The 25,661-nt window shown below is 34.9% G+C and carries 23 protein-coding genes, 2 tRNA genes, 1 rRNA gene, 1 other RNA gene and 1 other annotated feature; of the genes, 20 read left to right on the top strand and 7 right to left on the bottom strand.

The window, feature by feature from the left end:
* Positions 1–29 precede the first annotated feature (29 nt).
* Together gyrA and BN1058_RS00135 are read left to right on the top strand one after the other, a co-directional pair.
* A complete protein-coding gene (gene gyrA, locus BN1058_RS00140) occupies positions 30–2,519 on the top strand; it encodes a DNA gyrase subunit A (RefSeq protein ID WP_090851088.1) in 2,490 nt (829 codons plus the stop codon).
* Positions 2,520–2,667: 148 nt separating this feature from the next.
* The gene (locus BN1058_RS00135; RefSeq protein WP_090851085.1) at positions 2,668–3,741 is read left to right on the top strand and encodes an HD-GYP domain-containing protein; all 1,074 of its coding nucleotides are present in this window, start codon (positions 2,668–2,670) and stop codon (positions 3,739–3,741) included.
* A 48-nt stretch (positions 3,742–3,789) separates the two neighbouring features.
* Here the strand turns inward: BN1058_RS00135 and BN1058_RS00130 are convergent, their stop codons facing one another.
* The gene (locus BN1058_RS00130) at positions 3,790–4,743 is read right to left on the bottom strand and encodes a YaaC family protein (protein ID WP_090851082.1); all 954 of its coding nucleotides are present in this window, start codon (positions 4,741–4,743) and stop codon (positions 3,790–3,792) included.
* Between the two features lie 207 nt (positions 4,744–4,950).
* Here BN1058_RS00130 and guaB point away from each other — a divergent pair, with 207 nt between their 5' ends.
* The 9 genes from guaB to proC all read left to right on the top strand — a co-directional run bounded on the left by guaB (position 4,951) and on the right by proC (position 13,561).
* Positions 4,951–6,420, top strand: a complete 1,470-nt coding sequence (gene guaB, locus BN1058_RS00125) for an IMP dehydrogenase (RefSeq protein WP_090851079.1) — start codon at positions 4,951–4,953, stop codon at positions 6,418–6,420.
* Between the two features lie 259 nt (positions 6,421–6,679).
* Entirely contained in the window at positions 6,680–7,972 is a 1,293-nt protein-coding gene (locus BN1058_RS00120) for a D-alanyl-D-alanine carboxypeptidase family protein (protein ID WP_255307029.1), read from the top strand.
* A 250-nt stretch (positions 7,973–8,222) separates the two neighbouring features.
* On the top strand, positions 8,223–9,107 hold the full coding sequence (gene pdxS / locus BN1058_RS00115) for a pyridoxal 5'-phosphate synthase lyase subunit PdxS (protein WP_090851073.1): 885 nt from the start codon (positions 8,223–8,225) through the stop codon (positions 9,105–9,107).
* A 23-nt stretch (positions 9,108–9,130) separates the two neighbouring features.
* Positions 9,131–9,721 carry a pyridoxal 5'-phosphate synthase glutaminase subunit PdxT gene (gene pdxT, locus BN1058_RS00110; RefSeq protein ID WP_090851071.1) on the top strand — a complete coding sequence of 197 codons (591 nt, stop codon included), beginning with the start codon at positions 9,131–9,133 and terminating at the stop codon, positions 9,719–9,721.
* Positions 9,722–9,762: 41 nt separating this feature from the next.
* Positions 9,763–9,982, top strand: a binding site (T-box leader).
* Between the two features lie 61 nt (positions 9,983–10,043).
* The gene (gene serS, locus BN1058_RS00100; protein WP_090851064.1) at positions 10,044–11,318 is read left to right on the top strand and encodes a serine--tRNA ligase; all 1,275 of its coding nucleotides are present in this window, start codon (positions 10,044–10,046) and stop codon (positions 11,316–11,318) included.
* A gap of 60 nt (positions 11,319–11,378) precedes the next feature.
* Positions 11,379–11,471 (top strand) — tRNA-Ser (locus tag BN1058_RS00095).
* Positions 11,472–11,710: 239 nt separating this feature from the next.
* Positions 11,711–12,040, top strand: coding sequence for a PadR family transcriptional regulator (locus BN1058_RS00090; RefSeq protein WP_090851061.1), 330 nt, complete (start codon positions 11,711–11,713; stop codon positions 12,038–12,040).
* Positions 12,041–12,712, top strand: coding sequence for a DUF1129 family protein (locus BN1058_RS00085; protein WP_090851057.1), 672 nt, complete (start codon positions 12,041–12,043; stop codon positions 12,710–12,712).
* Between the two features lie 30 nt (positions 12,713–12,742).
* The gene (proC, locus tag BN1058_RS00080; protein WP_090851054.1) at positions 12,743–13,561 is read left to right on the top strand and encodes a pyrroline-5-carboxylate reductase; all 819 of its coding nucleotides are present in this window, start codon (positions 12,743–12,745) and stop codon (positions 13,559–13,561) included.
* A gap of 37 nt (positions 13,562–13,598) precedes the next feature.
* On the opposite strand, the gene BN1058_RS00075 is transcribed toward proC, so the two are convergent.
* A complete protein-coding gene (locus BN1058_RS00075) occupies positions 13,599–14,273 on the bottom strand; it encodes a deoxynucleoside kinase (protein WP_090851051.1) in 675 nt (224 codons plus the stop codon).
* The gene (locus BN1058_RS00070; RefSeq protein WP_090851048.1) at positions 14,273–14,911 is read right to left on the bottom strand and encodes a deoxynucleoside kinase; all 639 of its coding nucleotides are present in this window, start codon (positions 14,909–14,911) and stop codon (positions 14,273–14,275) included. The genes BN1058_RS00075 and BN1058_RS00070 overlap by 1 nt, the downstream gene beginning before the upstream one ends.
* Before the next feature lie 238 nt (positions 14,912–15,149).
* On the opposite strand from BN1058_RS00070, the gene BN1058_RS00065 reads away from it, so the two are divergent.
* Positions 15,150–15,222 (top strand) — tRNA-Arg (locus BN1058_RS00065).
* Positions 15,223–15,480: 258 nt separating this feature from the next.
* On the opposite strand, the gene BN1058_RS00060 is transcribed toward BN1058_RS00065, so the two are convergent.
* The 4 genes from BN1058_RS00060 to BN1058_RS00045 all read right to left on the bottom strand — a co-directional run bounded on the left by BN1058_RS00060 (position 15,481) and on the right by BN1058_RS00045 (position 20,752).
* Positions 15,481–16,737 carry a Ger(x)C family spore germination protein gene (locus BN1058_RS00060; protein WP_090851045.1) on the bottom strand — a complete coding sequence of 419 codons (1,257 nt, stop codon included), beginning with the start codon at positions 16,735–16,737 and terminating at the stop codon, positions 15,481–15,483.
* Complete coding sequence (locus BN1058_RS00055; protein WP_090851043.1) at positions 16,734–17,822, bottom strand: GerAB/ArcD/ProY family transporter; 1,089 nt, start codon at positions 17,820–17,822, stop codon at positions 16,734–16,736. The genes BN1058_RS00060 and BN1058_RS00055 overlap by 4 nt, the downstream gene beginning before the upstream one ends.
* A 17-nt stretch (positions 17,823–17,839) precedes the next feature.
* On the bottom strand, positions 17,840–19,324 hold the full coding sequence (locus BN1058_RS00050; RefSeq protein WP_090851040.1) for a spore germination protein: 1,485 nt from the start codon (positions 19,322–19,324) through the stop codon (positions 17,840–17,842).
* Positions 19,325–19,462: 138 nt separating this feature from the next.
* Positions 19,463–20,752: a glycoside hydrolase family 18 protein gene (locus BN1058_RS00045; protein WP_090851038.1), complete on the bottom strand. Its 1,290-nt coding sequence runs from the start codon at positions 20,750–20,752 to the stop codon at positions 19,463–19,465.
* A 153-nt stretch (positions 20,753–20,905) separates the two neighbouring features.
* On the opposite strand from BN1058_RS00045, the gene tadA reads away from it, so the two are divergent.
* The 8 genes from tadA to BN1058_RS00005 form a co-directional block, all read left to right on the top strand.
* On the top strand, positions 20,906–21,394 hold the full coding sequence (gene tadA / locus BN1058_RS00040) for a tRNA adenosine(34) deaminase TadA (protein ID WP_090851035.1): 489 nt from the start codon (positions 20,906–20,908) through the stop codon (positions 21,392–21,394).
* 84 nt (positions 21,395–21,478) lie between these two features.
* An RNA gene (gene ffs / locus BN1058_RS00035) (signal recognition particle sRNA large type) lies at positions 21,479–21,743 on the top strand.
* A 148-nt stretch (positions 21,744–21,891) separates the two neighbouring features.
* On the top strand, positions 21,892–23,583 hold the full coding sequence (gene dnaX, locus BN1058_RS00030) for a DNA polymerase III subunit gamma/tau (protein WP_090851031.1): 1,692 nt from the start codon (positions 21,892–21,894) through the stop codon (positions 23,581–23,583).
* Between the two features lie 21 nt (positions 23,584–23,604).
* The gene (locus BN1058_RS00025) at positions 23,605–23,928 is read left to right on the top strand and encodes a YbaB/EbfC family nucleoid-associated protein (RefSeq protein ID WP_090851028.1); all 324 of its coding nucleotides are present in this window, start codon (positions 23,605–23,607) and stop codon (positions 23,926–23,928) included.
* A 12-nt stretch (positions 23,929–23,940) separates the two neighbouring features.
* Positions 23,941–24,537: a recombination mediator RecR gene (gene recR, locus BN1058_RS00020; RefSeq protein WP_090851025.1), complete on the top strand. Its 597-nt coding sequence runs from the start codon at positions 23,941–23,943 to the stop codon at positions 24,535–24,537.
* Positions 24,538–24,552: 15 nt separating this feature from the next.
* Entirely contained in the window at positions 24,553–24,765 is a 213-nt protein-coding gene (locus BN1058_RS00015) for a YaaL family protein (RefSeq protein WP_090851022.1), read from the top strand.
* A 63-nt stretch (positions 24,766–24,828) separates the two neighbouring features.
* A complete protein-coding gene (locus tag BN1058_RS00010; protein WP_090851018.1) occupies positions 24,829–25,095 on the top strand; it encodes a pro-sigmaK processing inhibitor BofA family protein in 267 nt (88 codons plus the stop codon).
* Between the two features lie 444 nt (positions 25,096–25,539).
* A 16S ribosomal RNA gene (locus tag BN1058_RS00005) occupies positions 25,540–25,661 on the top strand; the annotation flags it as partial.

Below are 25,661 nucleotides of genomic sequence, written 5' to 3'. Positions count from 1 at the left end.
TTGTCCTCAGTAGGATAGGAGGTAGTCATATGGTGGATAATCAACGTCCACAGGTGCAAGAAATAAATATTGGAAAAGAGATGCGTACATCTTTTTTAGATTACGCAATGAGTGTAATTGTTTCAAGGGCTTTACCAGATGTAAGAGATGGGTTAAAGCCTGTTCATCGAAGAATTCTTTATGCGATGAATGATCTAGGAATGCATGCTGATAAAGCTTATAAAAAATCTGCTCGTATTGTCGGTGATGTTATTGGTAAATATCATCCACACGGTGATTCAGCAGTTTACGAAGCAATGGTAAGAATGGCTCAAGATTTTAGTTATCGTTATATGCTTGTTGACGGTCATGGAAACTTTGGTTCAGTAGATGGTGATCCAGCCGCTGCCATGCGTTATACAGAAGCACGAATGTCTAAAATATCGATGGAGATTCTTCGTGATATTAACAAAGATACCATAGATTATATGGATAATTATGATGGATCAGAGCGTGAGCCAAAGGTATTACCATCACGTTTTCCAAATTTATTAGTTAACGGTGCGTCAGGTATTGCGGTTGGAATGGCAACAAATATTCCACCCCACCAATTAGGGGAAACAATTGATGCTGTATTAGCAATAAGTAAAGATCCTGATATTACAATTGATGAACTAATGGAATCTTATATTTATGGTCCGGATTTTCCTACTGGTGGAATGATATTAGGCCGAAGTGGGATTCGTAAAGCATTTGAAACAGGAAAAGGTTCTATTACTATTCGTGCAAAGGCTGAAATTGAAGAAAAAGCGAATGGTAAAGCGACCATTATTGTTTCCGAATTACCATATCAAGTTAATAAGGCAAAACTTGTTGAAAAAATTGCTGAACTTGCTCGTGATAAGAAAATTGACGGTATCACTGATTTACGAGATGAATCAGACCGAAATGGTATGCGTGTAGTCATTGAATTAAGAAGAGACGCAAATCCAAATGTGTTATTAAATAATTTATATAAGCAAACCGCTCTACAAACTTCTTTTGGGATTAATATGCTTGCATTAGTAGATGGACAACCGAAAGTACTAAATTTAAAGCAAGCATTATCCCATTATTTAGAGCATCAGAAGGTAATTATTAAGCGTCGTACAGCATATGAACTTCGAAAAGCAGAGGCGCGAGCACACATTTTAGAAGGACTTCGTATTGCACTAGATCATATAGACGAAATTATTACACTCATTCGCCAATCGAAAACAGCAGACATTGCAAGAACAGGCTTAATGGAAAACTATGAATTATCAGAGAAACAAGCGCAAGCAATTTTAGATATGCGTTTACAACGTTTAACTGGTTTAGAACGTGAAAAAATAGAAGACGAATATCAAGAGCTATTAAAGTTAATCAATGAACTAAAAGCAATTCTAGCAGATGAAGAGAAAGTACTTGAAATCATTCGTGAAGAATTGCTTGAGATTAAAGATAAATTTAACGATACACGCCGTACAGAAATTAGCGTAGGTGGCACAGATTTCTTTGAAGATGAGGATCTCATTCCTGAAGAAAATATTGTTATCACCGTAACTCACCAAGGTTATATTAAACGATTACCTTCCTCGACATATCGTGTGCAACGTAGAGGTGGACGAGGTGTACAAGGAATGGATACGAATGAGGACGATTTTGTTGAGCATTTAGTTTCTACTTCTACCCATGATACCGTACTATTTTTTAGTAATAAAGGAAAAGTGTATCGTGCAAAAGGATATGAAATTCCAGAGTTTAGTCGAACAGCAAAAGGAATACCTATTATCAATCTATTAGAAGTTGATAAAGATGAATGGATTAATGCAGTTATTACTGTCCATGAGTTTGATTCTGACTGGTATCTCTTCTTTACTACTAAGCAGGGGATTTCAAAGCGGACTTCTTTATCTCAGTTTGCAAATATTCGTAGAGGTGGCTTAATAGCGTTAAACTTGCGAGAAGAAGATGAATTGATTTCTGTTCGTTTAACAGATGGTTCTAAACATATTATGATTGGAACAAAACAAGGATCATTGATTCGTTTTGAAGAAGACCAAATTCGCTCTATGGGTCGAACAGCTGCTGGTGTGAAGGGTATATCTTTACGGGAAAATGATGAAGTAGTTTCGATGGAGATCATAGAAGATGGGCTGCAGGTATTGAATGTAACAGAGAATGGTTATGGGAAACAAACACCTGCCGAAGATTATCGAATCACTAATCGTGGAGGTAAAGGTATTTCTACATGTAATATAACCGAAAAGACAGGTGATGTGGTTGCAGTTAAAACAGTAACTGGTAAAGAGGATATTATGATTATAACTGCAGCTGGTGTCTTAATTCGTATGCCTGTAGAAGGAATATCAGTGACTGGAAGAAACACACAGGGCGTGCGACTAATTCGTCTACAGGAAGATGAAAAAGTGGCAACTGTTGCGCGAATTGAAACAGAGGACGATATCGATGCTATTGAAGATATTGAAGAAACAGCCCAAGAACCAACAGAAGAATAAGTCGTTATCTTGTATTTTTGAATAAAATATAAAGTAGTTTACGTATTTCGTTTGGAGTTGTCATTTGACAGCTCCATTCCTTTTAAAAGCAGATAAATTTATAAAATACACTGTTTTTGCAATAAACATAAAAAAGGTGGTGTTGTTCATGGAAGTTCATCCATCACAATTAACTCCTGAGTGTGTACTTGTAAGTGATGTGTTTGGAAAGACGAAACGACCAATTGTACTCAAAAATACAATTATTAGTGAAATGCATATTCAAGTTCTTCAACAATTCTTAATAGATAAAGTTGAAGTAGCACCAAAATTAGCAAATGGCGCCCCTTTTTATCCAAAGGAAAGAAAGGCAACGAACGATAAAATAAAAAAGATTGAAGTACAACCGCTAATAGAACACTACAATAAAACTGTCCATGCATACAAAAAAATGTTTTGGCATTGGCAAAGTGGATCTTATGTACAAATACAAAAGGTGAGGCAATTAATTGTTCCCTTGTTAGAACGAATTGAGGAATTTGGCTTATCTATTTTGGAATTATATCTTTATTCAAATAAACAAGATTATTTTTATCATCATAGTGTAGCTACTAGTTTACTAGCAGCCTTATTAGCAAAGAGATTAGGGATAAAAAAAGAATGGATGCAGGTTGGAATTGCTGCCTTCCTTGCAGAAAGTGGTATGGCAAAAATCAATCGTTCTATTTTTTTAAAAAAAGGTTTATTGAACGAAGCAGAGTTTAAAGAAATAAAAAAGCACCCCATATATTCGTATCGTTACATTGAAAAATCATCAGCTTTGTCTAAAGGGGCTAAATTGGCCATTTTACAGCATCACGAGCGGTTAGATGGTACTGGGTATCCTTTAGGGGTGAAATCAGACAAAATCCATTCCTTTGCCAAAATAATAGCTGTATGTGATACATATCATGCGATGACGTCAGAACGTAATTATCGAAAGAGCCAATCTCCATTTAACGTAATAGAACAGATGGAACGAGATTGTTATCAGAAATTTAATTATCGAATTTTTAATAAATTTATTGATTTATTTGCTTCTTATCCCTTAGGAACTAAAGTACAGCTCTCAAATGGGTCAATTGGTGAAATTGTCTATAAAGAACCAAAATTTCCTACACGTCCAATTGTCCGTTTAGAGAATGGGGAAATGATAATACTAAAAGAGAACAAATCGTTGTATATTGAACAAATACTTCATTAAGAGCCTTTACAGACATGAAATAAAAGAAAGAAAATATTAAAACATCTATTAGTGGATATATTGTTGTAAATAGTAACCAAGATAGCTGGGAACTTTTTTAGATGTAACGTTTAGAAATTGAGTAATAATTGAATAATCGCTTGATTGTTGTGTTTGCACAAAATCCCCCCACCATTCAGATTCATAACGAGCGAGCATACTAAGATGATAAAGTAGCATAAAGTGATGCATCATTTCATGATTTTGAAATGGTATATGATTGTTTAAAGGGAAGTAGATACAAGCATTTTGTGAATGAAAATATAAAGGTTGATTTACCATAACAGCAACCGGCTCGTGCAGAAGCAATTGAAAGCCTGAATTAACTTTATTAATACTAGCAATATTGATATAAGCTTGTAGTTTCTCAATAAATCGATTTTGTGATACGTGGTAAATATCTAGAATCTTCTCAGGGAATGTAAGTGTATATTCATTTATTTTTCCTACCATAATAAAGTTCGATTGTTGCTGCTGTAAGCTAAATAATGTGTCTAGTTCTGGAATAGCCTGTAATAAATGTTCAATAAGAAATTTTTCTTTAGTAAATGTTTTGACTTGAAATAAATGTGTTGAAAAGTAAGGAAATAACCCTTTTTGTTGAATTTTAACTTCATCTCGAAGTAATTGATAGTTTTGTTTTTTTTGTTTGCGTGTTGATAACCCGTGTGCTAATAAAGTCGTACTTTTTGGATAAGATGGGATTATGGTTAACAGACAAGCTTTGATAAGGTGCATCATTCCATAGTAATACAGTAACGGACGAATCATGACAGGTGATTGATCACCAGTTTTGTAATACGTCAAACCATGTTTAATCATGTAATAAAATCGTTCGCAATTATGATAGCTCCACTTTTTGTGATTTTTTATTTCCTGTTTTTGATAACAATGATTAAGATAATCGCGTGCATTCTCTTGTGATTGTAAATAATTATATAAAATAAAGATAGATTGCTTCATGGAATAGCTCCTTTTAACAGGCTTTATTAAATGGGAATTTATGTTTGGTCATAAAAAAGGTTGAAAAACATGTTTCTATGTCGTATTGTAAATAACAATAAGAAAAAGAGCTTGCTTTGGATTGGTCTATTGTAGCTTAACCAGCAACGCCCATATTTATCAATTATTATAAAAAAATATTAATATTTAAGGAGGTAACAGTTAAAAATGAGAGAGGATAAGTTTGCTAAAGAAGGTTTAACGTTTGATGATGTACTCTTAGTTCCTGCAAAGTCAGAAGTTTTACCACGAGATGTTTCTATTAAAACAAAATTATCAGATCGAATTACACTGAATATACCATTGCTTAGTGCAGGAATGGATACCGTTACAGAAGCAGAGATGGCTATTGCTATGGCTCGACAAGGTGGTATTGGCATTATACACAAAAACATGTCAATTGAAGAACAGGCAGAGCATGTGGATCGAGTAAAACGCTCTGAAAGTGGAGTTATTACGAATCCGTTTTTCTTGCTACCTGAAAATCAAGTATTTGATGCCGAACATTTAATGGGTAAATTTAGAATTTCTGGTGTTCCAATTGTAAATAACAAGGAAGACCAAGTGTTAGTTGGCATTTTAACTAATCGTGATTTACGTTTTATCGAAGATTATTCGATTCAAATTTCTGAAGTAATGACATCTCATAATTTAGTAACAGCACCAGTTGGAACAACATTGGATGAAGCAAGTAAAATTTTACAAAAACATCGAATAGAGAAGCTTCCACTAATAGATGATAATGGTGTTTTAAAAGGACTAATCACCATTAAGGACATCGAGAAAGTCATTGAATTTCCACACTCTGCCAAAGATAAGCATGGTCGTTTGTTAGCAGGGGCAGCTGTCGGTGTAACTGGAGATGCGATGACTAGAATTGAAAAGTTAGTTGAAGCTGGTGTTGATGTACTTGTTATTGATACAGCTCATGGACACTCAAAAGGTGTACTGGAACAAGTGAAAAAAGTTCGTGAAACATATCCAGATATAGATATCATTGCTGGTAATGTAGCTACACCAGAAGCAACACGTGAATTAATTGAAGCGGGTGCTAACATTATTAAAGTTGGAATTGGACCTGGTTCCATTTGTACAACACGTGTAGTTGCAGGGGTTGGTGTTCCGCAAATTACTGCCATTAATGATTGTGCTACGGAGGCTTCTAAGTACAATATTCCAATTATCGCTGATGGTGGTATTAAATATTCAGGAGATATCGCCAAATCATTAGCTGCTGGTGCACACACGGTTATGCTTGGAAGTCTCTTTGCCGGAGTGACAGAAAGCCCTGGCGATACAGAAATTTTCCAAGGCCGTCGTTACAAAGTTTATCGTGGTATGGGATCTGTTGCATCAATGAAATCTGGTTCAAAAGATCGTTATTTCCAAGATACAGAGGATGCGAAGAAACTAGTCCCTGAAGGAATTGAAGGAAGAGTAGCCTATAAAGGGCCACTAACTGATACTGTCCATCAGTTACTTGGTGGTTTACGCTCAGGGATGGGCTATTGCGGTGCAAAAGATTTAAATGATTTCCGTAATAATGCAAAGTTCATTCGAATGACTGGAGCAGGTTTACGTGAATCTCATCCACATGATGTTCAAATTACAAAAGAGTCACCAAACTACTCATTATAAATGATTAAAAGGACAACTTAGTGATTATCATGCTAGGTTGTTCTTTTTTGTTTATTTTATTATCCTTGTTTTCACCAAAATTTAAATAATAGATTTATATAATTTTACGTAAAAAGATTATAGAAAAAACCCCTACAAAAGTACGTTCCACTTTTTGATAGGATGTGATAAAATATCGAATATGTAATAACAATCGTCGTGGAGGTATAAAAGGTTGAAACTTAAAACAAAAACATCCGTGTATGCTATATTAACCTGTGTGCTACTCTTTACTTTTATAGGTTTACACCCGTTTAAAGTGCAAGCAGATGGCTTGGAAGTAGAAGCTGAATCAGCAATATTAGTTGATGCAGCATCTGGTAAAATATTATTTGCTAAAAATGCTGATGTTAAATTGCCACCAGCAAGCATGACAAAAATGATGACTGAGTATCTTGTTTTAGAAGCAATTGAAAATGGACAGATTAGTTGGGAAACGAAAACAAGTATTAGTGATTATGCTTATCGTATTTCTGCTGATATTAGTTCTTCTGGCATTGGTTTACGTCAAGACAAGCAGTATACAGTCAGGGATTTATATGAGGCTATGGCGATAAATTCAGATAATGCAACAAGTATTGCTTTAGCTGAATTAGTTGCTGGGTCTGAAGGTGAATTTGTCAAATTGATGAATCAAAAAGGGAAAGAAATGGGACTAGGTGAGTTTGAGTTTGTTAATTCTACTGGTTTATCTAATCGTGATCTTGGTGATGATTATCCTAATGGAACCGACCCTGACGCAAATAATTTACTCTCTGCACGCGCAGCTGCTTTATTAGCATATCATTTAGTAAATGATTATCCAGAGTCATTAGAAATATCTAGTCAAATTACTGATGAATTAGATGGGCACACAACAGAAAATTGGAATTGGATGCTACCTTGGAATAATGATAACTTTGCACAATATTATTATGAGGGTGTTGATGGATTAAAGACAGGACATACGGATGAAGCTGGTTATACCTTTACTGGGACAGCAGAAAGAGATGGACGTCGATTGATTTCAGTTGTTATGCGAACCGATAGCATTGGTGCTCGTTTTGAACAAACGAAGAAATTAATGGATTATGGCTTTAATCAATTTTCACAAATAGAGCTTTACCCTTCAGGTTATCAAATTAAAGATCAGTCCACATTAGATGTGGCTAAAGGAAAAGAAGATACTGTTGATATTGAAACGAGTGAGGCACTATTTTCCACGATTAAGAATGGTGAAGAAGAAGCTTATAATGTTCAATATCATATGGATGAAGACTTATTAGATGAGGATGGCAATTTAGTTGCACCTATTGAAAAAGGGCAAGTCGTAGGAACGATGGAATTAACTTATAGTGGTACAGTGGACTATGGCTATATCGTTGATAATAAACAAGTACAATCAGTTGATATTGTTACAACAAGTGCAGTAGAGAAATCAAATTGGTTCATGTTAACACTTGGTGCGATCGGAGACTTTTTTGGTGGGATTTTCACTAGTGTGAAAGATACTGTTACCGGTTGGTTCTCTTAATACGATAGATAAAAAAGGAATTGTCTTGGGACAGTTCCTTTTTAGTATTTCTTACAGAATGGAATACTTTCGTAAAGCTATTCATATGTACAAGCTATTTAAAAGTAATTAGAAGCATTAGCTTTTTACTAATTCCTATCAAATTGGTGCAAATTAGCTTGCGTTAGACTGTGTTATTGTTATACAATATTGCATATTAGTTTCACCTAAAAAATGATTGAAAATTTAAATTATATAGGGGGATAAAATCATGGCAAATGTAGGGACAGATCGTGTAAAAAGAGGAATGGCAGAAATGCAAAAAGGTGGCGTTATCATGGATGTAGTTAACGCTGAACAAGCAAAAATTGCAGAAGAAGCAGGTGCTGTCGCAGTAATGGCATTAGAACGTGTTCCATCTGATATTCGAGCTGCTGGCGGCGTAGCGAGAATGGCAGATCCAACGATTGTTGAGGAAGTAATGAATGCTGTGTCGATTCCAGTAATGGCTAAAGCGCGTATTGGTCATATTGTTGAAGCACGTGTATTAGAATCAATGGGTGTTGATTATATTGATGAAAGTGAAGTTTTAACACCTGCTGACGAAATATACCATTTAAATAAGAAAGATTATACTGTTCCATTTGTTTGTGGTTGTCGTGATTTAGGTGAAGCAGCGCGTCGAATCGGTGAAGGTGCTTCTATGTTACGTACAAAGGGAGAGCCAGGTACAGGGAATATAGTAGAAGCTGTACGCCATATGCGAGAAGTACAAGCGCAAGTACGTAAATTAGTTACGATGTCTTCTGATGAAATCATGACTTTTGCCAAAGAATTAGGTGCTCCATTTGAAGTGTTAGTTGACATCAAAGAAAATGGTCGTTTGCCAGTAGTTAATTTCGCTGCTGGAGGTGTAGCAACGCCTGCAGATGCAGCATTAATGATGCAATTAGGTGCAGATGGTGTATTTGTCGGATCAGGTATATTTAAATCTGACGAGCCAGCTAAATTTGCAAAAGCAATTGTTGAAGCAACAACACATTTTGATGATTATGAATTAATTGCCAAAGTTTCTAAAGGGATTGGTACGGCAATGAAAGGAATAGAAATAAGCACGATTGCACCAGAACAACGTATGCAGGATCGTGGTTGGTAAGTTAACAAAGGGGAAGGGATAACATGACAAAAATAGGAGTCTTAGGCTTACAAGGTGCTATTCGTGAGCATGTTCAATCCATTGAAGCATCAGGTGCAGAAGCAATTGTAATCAAGAAAAAAGAGCAACTTGATGAAATAGATGGTCTTGTTTTACCTGGTGGGGAAAGTACAACGATGCGTCGTTTAATGAATCAATATGATTTTGTGACTCCATTACAACAGTTCGGAAAACAAGGCAAACCGATCTTTGGTACTTGTGCTGGATTAATACTATTAGCAAAAGAAATTGTAGGACAAGAGGAATCTCATTTAGGATTAATGGATATAAAAGTCGAACGAAATGCGTTTGGTAGACAACGCGAATCGTTTGAGGGAAAATTAAAAATTAAAGGAATTGCAGACGATTTTGAGGCGGTCTTTATTCGAGCACCATACATTGTAGAGATTGGGCAACAGGTAGAGGAGTTAGCTACTAATCAAGGGAAATGCGTTGCAGCCAGAGAAGGCCATTATTTGTGTAGTGCTTTTCATCCGGAATTAACTGGAGATCACCGACTAATGCAATATTTCGTAAGCATGGTTAAAGAATCAAAAAAACACCTTGCATCTTGAAATAGATTTCGTTATGATAGTACAAAATAAGTCCTGAAATAAACAAAGCGTTGATAGGAAGTAGTAACAGTCTTTTCTTTCTAAGAGAGCTGATGGTTGGTGCAAATCAGTGAAAGACTGCTGTGAATCCATCCTGGAGCAGGTATGTGGTCGTAAATCATACCCGGCTATCACTCATGAGCCGTTATCTTAAAATGAAGCCGGAAGGAAGTGTTTCCTTCAATCAGGGTGGTATCGCGGGAAAAAACTCTCGTCCCTTACTTATAGGGATGAGAGTTTTTTTATTTATTTCATGGAATAATGATAATGGAGGAATAAGAATATGTTAGATATGAAACGATTACGTAATAATTTTGATGAGATAAAGGAAAAGTTAAAACATCGAGGAGAAGATCTCTCTGATTTGGATGCATTTGGTGAACTTGATAATCAAAGACGTCAATTAATAGCAGAAACAGAGGAATTAAAAGCAAAACGTAATGAAGTTTCTAAACAAATATCTGTATTAAAAAAAGAGAAAAAAGACGCAGATGATATGATTAGCGAAATGCGCGAAGTTGGTGACCGCATTAAGACAATTGATACTACATTAAAGGAAGTAGAACAGAAATTAGAAACGCTTTTATTATCCATCCCAAATATACCTCATGAATCAACCCCAATTGGAGAAACAGAAGATGATAATATAGAGGTTCGGAAATGGGGAGAAGTAAATCAACCATCATATGAGCAAAAACCCCACTGGGAATTAGCTACACAACTAGATATGTTAGATTTTGAACGTGCTAGTAAAGTCACAGGAAGTCGCTTTGTATTTTATAAAGGCTTAGGTGCTCGGTTAGAGCGTGCTTTATTAAACTTTATGATGGATTTACATGCAGATGAACATGAATATCAAGAAATGTTACCACCATATATGGTAAACAGAACGAGTATGACAGGAACTGGTCAACTTCCGAAATTTGAAGAAGATGCATTTAAAATTGAAGATTGGGAATATTTTCTTGTCCCAACAGCTGAAGTTCCAGTAACAAATTATTATCGTGACGATATTTTGACCGGTGATAAATTACCACAGAAATTCGTTGCTTTTAGTGCTTCTTTCCGGTCTGAAGCTGGATCAGCAGGACGCGATACACGTGGCTTAATTCGCCAGCACCAATTTAATAAAGTAGAACTTGTTCAATTTGTTAAACCTGAGGATTCTTATGATGTATTAGAAGAATTAACAGGGCATGCAGAAAAAGTGTTGCAATTGCTAAAGCTTCCGTATCGTGTCATGAGCATGTGTACAGCTGACTTAGGTTTCACAGCTGCTAAGAAATATGATATTGAAGTTTGGATGCCAAGTAATGATACGTATCGTGAAATCTCTTCTTGTTCAAATTTTGAAGATTTTCAAGCTCGCCGTGCAGGAATTCGTTTCCGTCGTGAGGAAAAAGCAAAACCAGAATATGTGCATACATTGAATGGATCAGGGTTAGCAATTGGTCGAACGGTAGCAGCAATTATTGAGAACTATCAGCAAGAAGATGGGTCTGTTATGGTACCTGAAGTGTTACAAGCATACATGGGTGGAAAAACAGTTATTAAATAATTTACAAAAATCATTGACATGTATAAAAAGAACTGATAATATTAATTTTGTCGTCAGTTTGGAGGAGTACCCAAGTCCGGCTGAAGGGATCGGTCTTGAAAACCGACAGGGGCTTCACGGCCCGCGGGGGTTCGAATCCCTCCTCCTCCGCCATTTTTATACATACAAAATGACAATATAAATAAACAAAAGCAGTAGCTAGTTAATAGCTGCTGCTTTTTAAATGTAATAAAATTTCACATAAACCTTGTATAATAACGAAAAATAATATAACATATTTACTATATGGTATAACAAGATAGCGAATAAATTTGTCTGTTTAAAAATAGCTAGTTTAGTGGACTATCTATTTTTTAATATACGCTAACTTGTATTGCAAAGTAGGTGATGATATGGCAATTAGAAGTCAATTATTAAAAGGAATTTTAGAGGGATGTTTATTAGCTATTATCGCAAGAGAAACGGTATATGGCTATGAGCTTGCTGTCAAATTACAAACACAAGGGATCGATGTTAGTGAAGGTTCGATCTACCCGATTTTATTGCGACTACAGAAAGAACAACTTATTGTTGGGGAAATGCGAAAGTCACCTAGTGGCCCCAATCGTAAATATTATCAATTAACTGAAAAAGGTAAGACCGCATTGCAAGCATTTCGCTCTAATTGGGAAAATCTCAAACGTCCAGTAGACCAACTATTAGAACAAAAGGAGGAATACTAAGTGGAGGCGATAATTCAAGCGAATAATCAAAAACGAAAATTGCTTAATGAGAAGAACAAAAAAATTTATGAAGATATGTTAATGTATATTCGGTTATCTTATGATAAGTCTGAAGAAGAAACCGAAGAAATATTAATGGAATTATTAGATCATTTGTTCATTTTGCAAGAAGAAGGTAAAGATGCTGAAGAATTGTTTGGAGAGGACCCACAGAGGTATGCAGATGAAATTATTAATGAACTCCCTAAAACAGTCTCAAAAAAAAGATTACTGTTATTCGGTATGGGTGTTTCCTATTTTTTTGCAGTAAGTGCAATGTTTCAAGGTTTGTTATCAATAATTTTATTTTATGTCTTTAATCAATCAGAAATAAGTCAAACGTATTCCGTTGGTACCGTGTTAGTGAATACTTGTTTGTCATTAGGTGTTGCTGCACTTGTACTATATGGAATCATTCGTTATTTAAGATGGTCTTGTTTTAAACAAGTATCTAAAGTCTTTGAATTTGTGTTTACGGGTATTTTGTTTGGTGTGCTACCATTTTGTCTGTTCATGTTCATTTTTTATTTTATGCCATCTTTTGGACCGACTATTACTTTTGATGTCTATTGGTTCATTCCTATAGGGATTGTGTTGTTTTTCATGGGACAAAAACTTAGAAAACAGGTATAAGTATTATATATTAAAAAAGGAGGAAGTAATATGTTAAATAAAATTGCATTTATTGGTGCAGGATCTATGGCAGAAGCATTGATTGCAGGAATGATTAAAGCAAAAATGTTGACTCCCGATCAAATTACAGTAACTAATAAATCAAATCAAGCGAGACTAAAAGAATTATTAATGAAATATAAAGTGAGAACGACATCATCTACTGAAAAAGCAGTTGTAGGAGCAGATGCTGTTATTTTCGCTATAAAACCCAAGGACATTACGCATGCATTGACAGAGATAAAGCCTTTCTTACAGCCATCACAATTATTAATATCTATTTTGGCAGGCACACCAATTGCCTTATTTACAGAAAAATTGCAACAAGACAATCCTGTAATTCGTGCCATGCCAAATACATCAGCAACGATTGGTTATGGTGCAACAGCGATGACAGCAGGAAAGTTTGTTACTGCGGATCAGCTAGAACAAACGAAACAATTATTTGAGACGGTCGGGAATGTATCGATTGTTAATGAAGAACAGATGCATGTGGTGACCGCTGTATCTGGAAGTGGTCCAGCATACTTTTATTATATTGTGGAGGCAATGGAAACAGCCGCTATAAAAAATGGATTAGAGTCGGATGTTGCTAAAGATTTAATTTATCAAACGATTCTTGGTGCAGCGGAAATGCTACAGCAAACCGATCTAGAGCCATATGAATTACGAAAAAACATTACAAGTCCTAATGGTACAACACAAAGTGGAATAGAAGCGTTGATGGATCATGAAGTAGATAAAGGCATAGAAGCAACAATATTAGCGGCTTTGAAGCGATCAAAGGAATTAGGCGAATCAAAAAAATAAAACAGGCACTTATAGCCTGTTTTATTTTTGGGAATTTTTATTGTCTTACTTTCCATTTACGTGATTGTTGGATAAAATGTCCCACTTTTTCGAGGACGGATTCAATAGATTGATCATCATTTATAACATCATAATCAGCAATATTAATACGTAGAATTGGACATGAATTAAAACTGTTAATCCAATTTTCATAACGTTCATGCATCTCTTTCCAATAGCTAATCGGTGTTTGTTGTTCCATCGGACGTCCACGCTCTTTAATACGATCAATCACATCGTCAAATGAACCTTCTAAATAAATTAAAAGATCTGGATGCGGGAAATAAGGTGTCATCACCATGGATTCAAACAAGCTATAATATGTTTGATAATCAGTTGGCGTCATGGTTCCTTTTTCATAATGCATTTTTGCGAATATACCTGTATCTTCATAAATGGAACGGTCTTGGATAAAACCACCACCGTATTCAAAGATACGTTTTTGTTCTTTAAATCGTTCGGCTAAAAAGTAAATTTGTAAATGAAAACTCCAACGTTCAAAATCAGCATAAAATTTATCTAAATAGGGGTTGGTATCTACTTTCTCTAAAGACGTACGGAATTGAAGTGCATTGGCTAATGCGTTTGTCATTGTTGATTTACCTACACCAACTGTTCCAGCGATGGTTATCACGCTATCATGTGGGATTTGGTATTTTTCTCTTAGGTTCATTACGTTAGTTCCCCTTTTTTTATTTGTTGTTCAATATTGTACAGAATTTGATTTAGATCATCTTGGTGTTTTATAAAATCTAATTTGTCGCCATCAATTCGAATAACAGGTATTTCTGGATGTTTTGCTTCAAAACTCTCCATAAAATCTTGATAGTCCTGTTTTAGTTGTTGTAAATACGAAGATTGGATATTCTTTTCTACATCTCTTCCACGCATAGATATACGTTTTAGCAATGTATCTAAACTAGCATCTAAATAAATCATCATATTCGGTTTAGGCATGTCATTTGTGAGGATATGATAGATTTGCTCGTATTTTTCAAATTGTGAGGATTTCAGTGTTCGTTTTGCAAATATCATATTCTTTGAAATATGGTAATCAGCAACAACAGGTTTGCTTTGTGATAAATAGTCTTTTTGGATATCTTCCAACTGTTTATATCGATTACAGAGAAAAAACATTTCTGTTTGAAAGCTCCATTCTTCAATGTTTTCATAAAATTTCCCTAGAAATGGATTTTCCTCAACAATTTCTTTTAATAAGTGTAGTTCAAAGTGTGCCGCTATTTTTTTTGATAAAGAGGTTTTGCCAACGCCAATAGGCCCCTCTACAGCAATAAATGGTAAATGTTGCATCTATTCCCCTCCAATCGACATTATGCAACAATTTATGTGTAAAATATAAGAATAAGACAATCAATATTCTATCACATTTTTCTTTATCAAAAAGAATATTCACAAATTTAACTAAATGGAATTTTTACACTGTAAAGTTTAATCTTGATCTAGTATCCTGCTAATTACTTTTCAATTGATTCGTTATTTTGTATAATATATAGGTATGATTTTATTCAACTTATCTATATACTAATTTGGCTCCATAGCTCAGGGGATAGAGCAATGGTTTCCTAAACCATGTGTCGCAGGTTCGAATCCTGCTGGGGCCGCTTTTATTAAGCAAAACGAGCAATATGCTATATAGCATATTGCTCGTTTCTTAAGTTGCTTTATTAACTATGGCAACACTGATGAGCACAGCTATCTTAAAAAATAATAGAGAACAGGAGAGGAGAGAATAAAGGGGATTAAAACAAAAATTGAAATTCCTCCACTTTTATTATCATGGTGCTTTATTTGATCATATCCAATGTATAAGCAATAAATAGCTATATAAATAGCTAATACACTCAACAGGAAGAGCTCCATTATTCTGTCACCTCATTTAGTCTTGAATCATTGAACATTTTCCCAAAAGACATGCGTTTTAACTGAAAACTAACGTTAATATCTGCATTCGGATAAATTTCTTCATCCCAATTCGCTTTTTCGAATGAAGGGATATCTTTAAACTTCTTTCGAATATATAGGGACCAATAGAATGGATCGGATTTGTATATTTTTTGGGATTTTTCAATCAATTTGTTGGCGATATTTTCATTTGTTTGTTCAATTGTGTTACATAGTTTTTTTTGATGTTCTTTATTTGACAGATAGTTCACCATACTTGGTATAGCAATGATTCGAACCTCAAATGGAACAGTCACATCGATAGAAGCATGATTTGTTTCTTTATTGTATTGTATGTCAATGATGGGATTGACTTTTTGAATATAATCTACTGCTACTTGGTAATCAGGTTTAATTGGATCAGAATAAGTAACTTGTATGTTGTCCATATGGAGTGTTTTATCCAGTATATTGCTCGTTCTTGTTTCTTGACCAGATAATATGTCAATCATTTTTCCTTTTTTAAAAACGGCAGAACCAATAAATTGTGTCCTGTTTCCGCCTTCTTTAGGGATCTGTCCAGCTATATAATTATGTTCTTTAGTTATACGGTATTCTTTTTCATTTTCCTCTAGAGTAGTTGCATATATAGCCAAAAATAAGTCCGCATCCCCTTCTGTAATTTGGAAAAAACGATGAAAATCAGCATCAGGAATTAAACCGGTTTGTATTGCTCGCTGTAACATAAATTGATAATACTTGTGTGGTCTTCGTTCCATGGATGGTTGATTATTTCTTAAAAACTGCGAAGCTTCTTCCTTACAAACAATAATTTGTACATCGCCTCTGATCTCCGGCTTTCTAGAGGCTGATTGAATAATTCGAAGGAAATCATTTGATTCTGCTAATTCTTTTGAAACAACAACTACTTTTGTATGATCTAGGACCATTCGCTTCGTAACAAAGGAATTTGCCAAACTTGTTGCGGTAAGGATATCGGTTCCGGGAACAGTAATGGTTTCTTTTTCTTCTTCTTTAGAGCCAATTGTAGATAAGGTTGAACCTGCTTCTGGATTAGCAATTTGAAAGGTAAAAGAGAAGCTACCCTTTTCGTCCTCTTTATCTATGCCAATTGCAATTACGTTGGACTGCTGTTCTAATTCGATTTTATCGTAACAACTTGTCAATAAAAGCAATGAAAGTAAAAGGATAATTAACTGTAATAGTTGTTTCATTGTTTTATCATTTCCCCTTTCAAAGATGATACTAACCATAATAAAATAGGGAATCCAATATAAAAGAAGGTGATGTAATTAGAAATGGAATTGTAAAAAACCAACTCGCTGACAATTACATTCCTTGAAATAACTGCTACCATTAATCCCAAAAAACCAATAGGAAGAAGCAAAGATTCAATATGTTTAATGTGAAAGATTTCTGAAAATATCCAACTTACTAAATACAGATATATAGCATATCGTAGAAAGCTTCCTAAAAGCCAAAAAATCATAAAGAAAGTCTCGATATTAGTCAATGCACCGAAATGAACGTACTGTAGCACGTCATGGAAAGGATAGGAAAGCATTACAATAGAATTATAATCAAACAGTGTTGCATAAATAAAAAAGAATAACATAATTTTAACAGTAGAAAAGGCTAACCCTAAGAATAACCCTTTTCTAAAATAGTTTGTTTTTTTAAATGAGGTATAAGCAATGGTAATCAAAAAAACTTCAACAAAGATAGAGCCTTTTAATGCTCCTTCTTTTAATATAGGTAATTTTCCTGATCCAAAAAACGGAAAAATCCTTTCGATAACGATGTCATTCATAGTTAAACTTATTAAAATTAAAGTAGATACTATAAACAAAGGTAAAAATATTTTTGAAGTAAAACCAATAACTTCCCATCCTTTCTTTGCAGCAAAATAGACAATGATAAAAAAAATCAAATATAGAAAAAGTGTGGGGGTTTGAGGAAAATACATTATTTTAATTTGTCCAACATAACTTCTGTAACTAAAACCCATTAGTATAAATGAACTTAGAAAGATCATAAAGCTAATAACTTTACTTGCCCAAGACCCCATGATAGCCTCTATTAATTGAACTAAATTTTTATCTTCATATTTTTTTAGTAGATGTACTAATATGAGTATGGATGGTAGAACAACGAGTAATGAGATAAATGGCATATACCAAAAGGCATTTTGTGTGTGTTGTGCAAGTAATGATGCAGTAGTATCCGATGCCTTTAATGATAGTAATATGACTAACATGGCAAACATCTCACCGGTTTTTAACAATTTATGTGGATTCATTATATAACACACCTACTTTATTTCTTTTTCAAATCTTTTGGTTGGATTTGTCCAGGACGCCAAATTTCACTACGAACGGCTTTGCGAAATAAGGTATCTTTTGGTGATTTAAAAGATGGTGCAATTGGAGATAAGAAACGCATACCGAAAGATTTTAATGATGCTGCATACATAAACCAAAGTAAGAATGCGCCCATCAACGTAAGCATTCCCATCAAACCAGCGGCAAAAATAAATAAGAATCTTGTAATTCGTACCGTATAGTTCAAGCTGACATCAGAGATAGCAAAAGATGTAAGTCCAGATAAAGCAGCTATAATGACAATAATAGGACTAATAATATTTGCTTCTACGGCGGCTTGTCCAAGAATTAATGCACCCACAATACCGATGGTAGGACCAAGTGCAGAAGGGATCCGAATTCCTGCTTCTCTAATTAATTCAAATGCGACCTCCATGATTAATACTTCTACAATTAGCGGGAATGGTACCCTTTCCCTTGATGCGGTGATCGCTAATAGTAAATCTGGTGGAATCATTTGGCTATGAAAATTGGCTAAAGCCACGTAAGTAGCAGAGATCATCATTGTTATATAAAAAGCAATAAATCTTATTAATCTAGAGAAGTTGCCAAACATAAAACGGGAATAGCGATCTTCAGGACTATGAAAAAAAGTCCAAAAAGTTACTGGTAAAATGAGACATGCAGAAGAACTGTCCATCAGTAGTATGATATGGCCATCCTCTATAAAAGCCGCAGCGTTATCTGGACGTTCGGTATAATAAATGCTTGGAAAGATTGAGTATGGTCTTTCTTCTAAATATTGCTCTAATAACTCCACATTACGGACATTATCTGTATCTATATTTTCAATTCTTTCTTTTACATTTTTTAATATGTTGGGATTTACTAAATCTGATATATATACAATGGTTACATCCTGTTTTGATCGCTCTCCAACAGAAGAAACAGTAGTAATTAGTTGTTTATCTCTAATTTGTTTACGAATTAAAGAAACATTTATATGAGTAGACTCGGTAAAAGCGTCTTGTGGCCCTTTAACAACACTTTCATTTTCAGATTGACTAATCGCACGGTGTTGAAATTGAGATACATCAATGGAATAAGCAATCTGGTCGCCTTCAGATAAAAGGACAACTTTCCCGCTATTAATATGTTCAATTGCTTTTTCTATTGTAGCTATTTCTTTTAGACTCTCATTCGTTAATACATTAGAATATGAAGAACCATCGTTCTCCAATAATGGCTGCACAATAGCTTGTTCTATTTTGTCACTATTAACAATGGAAGCATAATAGAATAAATAGACATTTTTCTTGTTAAAGTTAGCAAATAAAGTACGAGAACAGAAGTCTTTATTTATATGATGATCATATATTTCTTTTAGTTGTTTGATCAGTAGGTTGGTATCACTGCTTAATGGGGTATCTTTTTTTGTGAAATTTTCTTCCTTTTTTTCAAATGATTGAAAGCGAAACATAGATTACCCTCCAAACGGGAATATTTCAACGTTTAGTTTGTGTGGGTAATTTATTTTTATACCTTAAAGTATTTAAATCTATAAATAATAAAAACTCGCTTCCATAGCAACTGAAGCGAGTTTTTATACTGGAAAGCATTATTTTTGTTTTTTTATTGCAAAATTATCTTCTAGTAAAAGCCAATTTTGAGGGAAAGCTAGACCTAGTTTCCAATAGCTTATACCACGTAAGTTTAATTCCTTTATGAGATCAAATTTAGATTGAATCGATCTGGCATCTTCAAACCAAACTTCATGTCGCTTGCCATCCTTATCTGTATAGAAGAAAAAAGGGGCTTGTGCTTCTTGATCAAATTCAATTGCTACGTTATTATCCCTAGCTAAAAGAATAGCTTGCTGAGGACTAACAGCTTTTGCATATTCTCCCCCTGGCTCGTAAGGAAGCGTCCAATCATATCCATATAGATTTTGACCTAGCATAATTTTGCTAGCTGGCATTTCTGTTAAAGCGTATTCGACTACTTCTCTTACCTTATCTATCGGTGAAACGGCAAGAGGCGGCCCGCCACTATATCCCCATTCGTAGGTCATCAACACAACAAAGTCGGCTATTTCACCATGTGCTTGATAATCATGTGCTTCATACCATTCCCCTTTTTGCTCACTACTTGTTTTTGGAGCTAATGCAGTAGACATTAATAGACCTTCTTTTGCTAAACGATCCTTTGCTTTTCGTAAAAAAGTATTGTAGGATTCTTTTGCAGTAACAGGTAAAAATTCAAAATCAAAATGTATGTCTCTAAATCCTATTTTTTTTGCTGTTTCAATAATATCCGTTAATAATGTATCTTGAACTGCTTGATCGGTAACAATAAGGTTTCCAAGCTCTGCGCTAAAAGCTCCTTCTTCTAAGTTTGTTACAACGAGCATTAAAGTGGCATCATTTTTATTAGCAATAGCAGCAAAATTATTTAATGGTGGGGCAATTAAGTTTCCTTTTCTGTTAACACGATAACTAAAAGGGGCCAAATAAGTTAAGTAAGGTGTGTTTTTTTCTGCTGCATTTTCTAATGTAGTAGAAACGGTATTACCAAATGGTTCAATATAGGCATTTGATTCAATAGTTGGTTGTTCTTGTTCTGGGATGTATAATCGCGTACCAACAGAAAGCGTACTATTCGGATTTATATTATTAATAGCAGCTAACTCTTGATAGCTTAAATTAAATTGTTGGGCAATACTATACAAATTATCACCAGGCTGCACGTAATAAAATTGTCCAATGATTGGAATGACAAGCGATTGACCAACAACTAATTGATTGGGATTATCTAGTTCATTTGCTTCGTTTATCGCTTGATATGTTGTACCATAGATGTTGGCAATGGAATAAAGTGAATCACCACTTTTAACAACATGAATTTGCATTACTAATTCCTCCTCTTTTCTTTATACCTTTATTAGCTTATGCGTTAGAAAAGATGAAAATGTTTGGTTCTTTTTGTCCTTCTCATTTGATACAATATAATAAATAAATGATCTGACATCATCCCATAGAAAAAATAGTAGGAGTTTATCAATATGACAGATGAAGATTTTATGGAATTAGCTCTAGCAGAAGCAATAAAAGCGAATCAATTAGGTGAAGTACCTATAGGTGCGGTGATTGTTCATGGTGGAGATGTGATTGCACAAGCATTTAATTTAAGAGAAAGTTTGCAAACTACTGCATCACATGCTGAAATGCTAGCAATTGATAAAGCAAATGAACAGATAGGAAGCTGGCGTTTAGAGGAATGCACGTTATACGTTACCTTAGAACCTTGTCCAATGTGTGCAGGGGCAATTGTACAATCACGAATTCCGAGAGTTGTCTTTGGTGCATATGATCCGAAGGCGGGCTGTGCAGGATCAATTATGAACTTATTAGAAGATAATCGTTTTAATCACCAGGTAAAGCTAATGGGTGGAGTATTAGAAGAAGCATGTGGCGCATTATTAACCGATTTTTTTAAACAATTACGTAGCAAAAAAAAAGAAGTAAATAAAAATAAAAAAGGAAATAAATAACACAGTCAATCCCTTGCATTTTGCTAAAACAATCGCTATAATTGTAATTGCGCTTTACTTGCGCTTAAATTATTATACAACTTGCCGTGCTAGGTGGGGAGGTAGCGGTGCCCTATACTCGCAATCCGCTATAGCGAGACGGAATCCCCGTCTGAGGTGTATAGCTTTAAGGTCTGCCATAAGGAATTGGTGTTGATGTTTGGGTCCTGCGCAACGGGAACCCGTGAATTCTGTCAGGTCCGGAAGGAAGCAGCAGTAAGCGGTCTTTCTCGTGTGCCGCAGAGCAACCTGAACTGAGCCATGAACTTATGTAACGCTTGGGGCTATAGCATCGACGACGGGTGCACGGTGTTATCTTAATACATACAAAAACCTCTTACCATTATGCGTGAGAGGTTTTTTTCTATAATATAAATATAATTTTGACTGAATGATTCACAGAATGATTATGTTTCAGTTATAATAAAAAAGAATTCCTAAGAGAGGATCATGAATAAATGAGCTATCAAGCCTTGTATCGTGTTTGGCGTCCACAGAGCTTTGTGGATGTTGTAGGTCAATCACATATTACGCGAACACTTCAAAATGCAATAGTACAAGAAAAATTTTCACATGCCTATTTATTTTCTGGTCCGAGAGGGACTGGGAAAACAAGTGCGGCAAAAATATTTGCTAAAACCATTAATTGCAGAAAGGCACCAGTAGCTGAACCATGTAATACGTGTGACGCTTGCCAAGGAATTCAGGATGGTTCGATTTCAGATGTAATGGAAATTGATGCTGCTTCAAATAATGGTGTGGAACAAATACGTGATATACGTGATAAGGTAAAATATGCGCCAAGTGCTGTAGCATATAAAGTTTACATTATTGATGAGGTACATATGTTATCTATTGGCGCATTCAATGCTTTATTAAAAACATTAGAGGAACCACCAAAACACGTTATATTTATTTTAGCAACAACAGAGCCGCATAAGATACCATTAACGATCATCTCTCGTTGCCAACGTTTTGATTTTAAACGCATTACACAGCAAGATATAGTTGAAAGAATGGAAACAATTACTGAAAAAGAGGCGATTTCCATAACGAAAGAGGCACTCCACGCTGTTGCTTTAGCTGCAGAGGGTGGTATGCGTGATGCATTAAGTATACTAGATCAAGCTATATCTTATAGTGATGAACAAGTAAAATTAGAAGATGTACTCGCTGTAACGGGATCTGTCTCACAACAGAAATTGATAGAAATGATATCAGCGCTATTCGAAAATGATGCACAGCATGCATTACAATTGGTAGATGAGTTTATTCAATCAGGTAAAGATCCTGGTCGTTTTGTATATGATTCCATCTATTTTCTAAGGGATGTGTTATTGTATCAAAGTGCACCCCAATTAGATGTATTAGATCGTGCCATGGTTGATGAACCATTTCAACAACTAAGTAATACAATACATGCAAAATGGATTCAAAAGGTAATTAGTTTATTGAACGATTGTCAACAAGAAATGAAGTGGACAAATAGTCCGAAGGTGTTTCTAGAAATAACAGTATTAAAAATAACGGAAGAAAAATTGCAATATAGTGAAGGTAATATAGTAGAAACAGAATCAGTCAAACGTCTCATGCAAAAAGTTGATCAGTTAGAAAAAGAACTAAAGGATATCAAACAAAACAGCACAACACATGAATCAAAGCAAACACAACAGCCCGCGACAAAGCGAAAACAACCGACAACAAAAAATCGATTTAAAGTTCCATACGAACGAATTAGACACGTATTAGAGCATGCATCAAAGGCCGACTTAAAAAACATTCAATCACAATGGGCAACTTTTATGCAATTATTAAAAAAACAAAATGCGCCAGCACATGCCACTGTTCAAGATAGTAAACCAAGTGCTGCGTCAGACAATGCTTTGATATTGGCGTTCAAATATGACATTCATTGTTCACTTGCTTTGGAACACCAACAAACGATAGAATTATTATTATCAGAAGTAATTGGTAAGCAAGTATCAATTATTCCTATACCAGAAACTAACTGGGTAGAAATCAGGCAAGAATATGTGCAGAAACAACGACAACAGCAACATACTGATTCTGATAAAGAAGAAAAAGATCCGGTTGTAGAAGAGGCTCGTAAACTGGTTGGCGATGATTTATTAGAAATACACGAAGAGTAGATAATAAAAGGAGGAATTACCATGCGTGGTGGAGGAAATATGAATAAAATGATGAAACAAATGCAAAAAATGCAGAAAGATATGATGAAGGCACAAGAAGACTTGCAAGCGATGAGTTTTGAAGCGACAGCAGGTGGAGGAATGGTGAAGGTTGTAGCAAATGGAAGTAAACAAATTACGGATATTGAAATTAAAGAAGAAGTAGTAGATCCAGATGATGTAGAAATGCTACAGGATTTAATTTTGGCTGCAACAAATGATGTGCTTAAGCAAGTAGATGATCAATCAAATGAAACAATGGGCAAATTCACAAAAGGAATGAATTTACCTGGAGGAATGTTCTAGGAGGTAGTTGTTGTGTATTATCCAGAACCAATTTCAAAGCTAATTGATAGCTTTACTAAATTGCCAGGGATCGGACCGAAAACTGCGGTTCGACTGGCTTTTTTTGTACTAAATATGAAAGAAGATGACGTGCTTGATTTTAGTAACGCGCTTGTTAGTGCGAAGAGAGAGTTAACACATTGTAGTGTATGTGGACATATTACCGATCAAGATCCCTGTCCAATTTGCCAAGATGAAACAAGGGATAGCTCGGTTATATGTGTTGTTCAAGATCCAAAGGATGTCATTGCGATGGAAAAAATGAAAGAGTTTAATGGGCGTTACCATGTATTGCATGGAGCAATCTCACCTATGGATGGAATAGGGCCAGAAGATATTAATGTTCCTACTTTATTAAATCGATTAAAGGATGAAGAGGTGGGAGAGTTAATTCTTGCGACTAATCCTAATATTGAAGGTGAAGCTACAGCAATGTATATTTCACGTTTAGTGAAACCATCTGGTATTAAAATTACGCGTATTGCACATGGATTACCAATGGGTGGAGACCTTGAATATGCTGATGAGGTGACATTATCAAAGGCATTAGAGGGAAGGCGAGAATTATAAGGGAGTTGTGACCAAATGGCTTTTCGAAAAAAGATAAAAGAAAAAGAGCTAAACAAACGTTTACTTCAAGATATCTTTCGCTTAAAAGATGAATGGGCAAAAATGCAGGGAATTATTGATATAAGTGTTGAACCTAGTGAAATAGGAATGTATGAAGTAAAAGTAGCTGAAGCGAAGTACTTCTATTTATTACGTGAAGCAAGACATCGTGGGGTTAGCGCTCAATAGGGCTTGTTCTATTTCCTTTTTGTCTTTCATAGTATGTAAAAAAAGCTTGAAAGGAGAGAGGAAATGAATGCCCCTTTTGTCATTATAGGAATAATGGCTTTAATTGTCTTGTTATTAGTAGTTGGCGCTCCTTTAAAGCCAATAAGATGGTTTATGCAAGGTTCGGTAAAGATCATCATTGGTGTATTATGTTTATTTTTCTTTAATATTTTTGGAGCTTCTTTTGGATTACATTTACCGATAAATATTTATAATGCTGGTATAATTGGTCTTTTAGGTATACCGGGGTTCATCTCACTTACCGCGCTCCATCTATTGATTTTCAATTAAAAAATATCCTTCCTAAATTAAAATAGGAAGGATATTTTTGGTTAAAATAAATGGTTTACAAAGTCTACTTATACATGGTATAGTAAAAAATGTTGCTTTTGATATTGATAGTTAATTTAATATCTTTTCAAAAAAACTATTGCTTTTTATTATTATATATTATATAATATATAAGCTGTCGAATTGAGCAGCAACTACTAACAATTTGTTTTTAAAAAAATATTTAAAAAACAAGTTGACTTTTTACTGAGTTTAGTGTTATGATAATTAAGTTGCTAAAAAACACTATCAACAATTTGATCTTTGAAAACTGAACAAAACAACCAATATGTTAAGAAGTAACATGCTAGTCAAGTAATGAGTAAGCAAACTCAATGATCATCGACTAATTTCGCAACATCCGTGTTGCAACGTTGATGTCAGCACATCCGTGTGCAACCCAATTTTATGGAGAGTTTGATCTTGGCTCAGGACGAACGCTGGCGGCGTGCCTAATACATGCAAGTCGAGCGCAGGAAGCAAGCAATCACCCTTCGGGGTGTGCGCTTGTGGAATGAGCGGCGGAC

Origin of the sequence: Paraliobacillus sp. PM-2 (assembly GCF_001368815.1) — a bacterium.
Taxonomy (GTDB): Bacteria; Bacillota; Bacilli; order Bacillales; family Amphibacillaceae; genus Paraliobacillus.
Note: the sequence above shows the minus strand (reverse complement) of the source record. Positions and strands in the feature narration are given on the sequence as shown.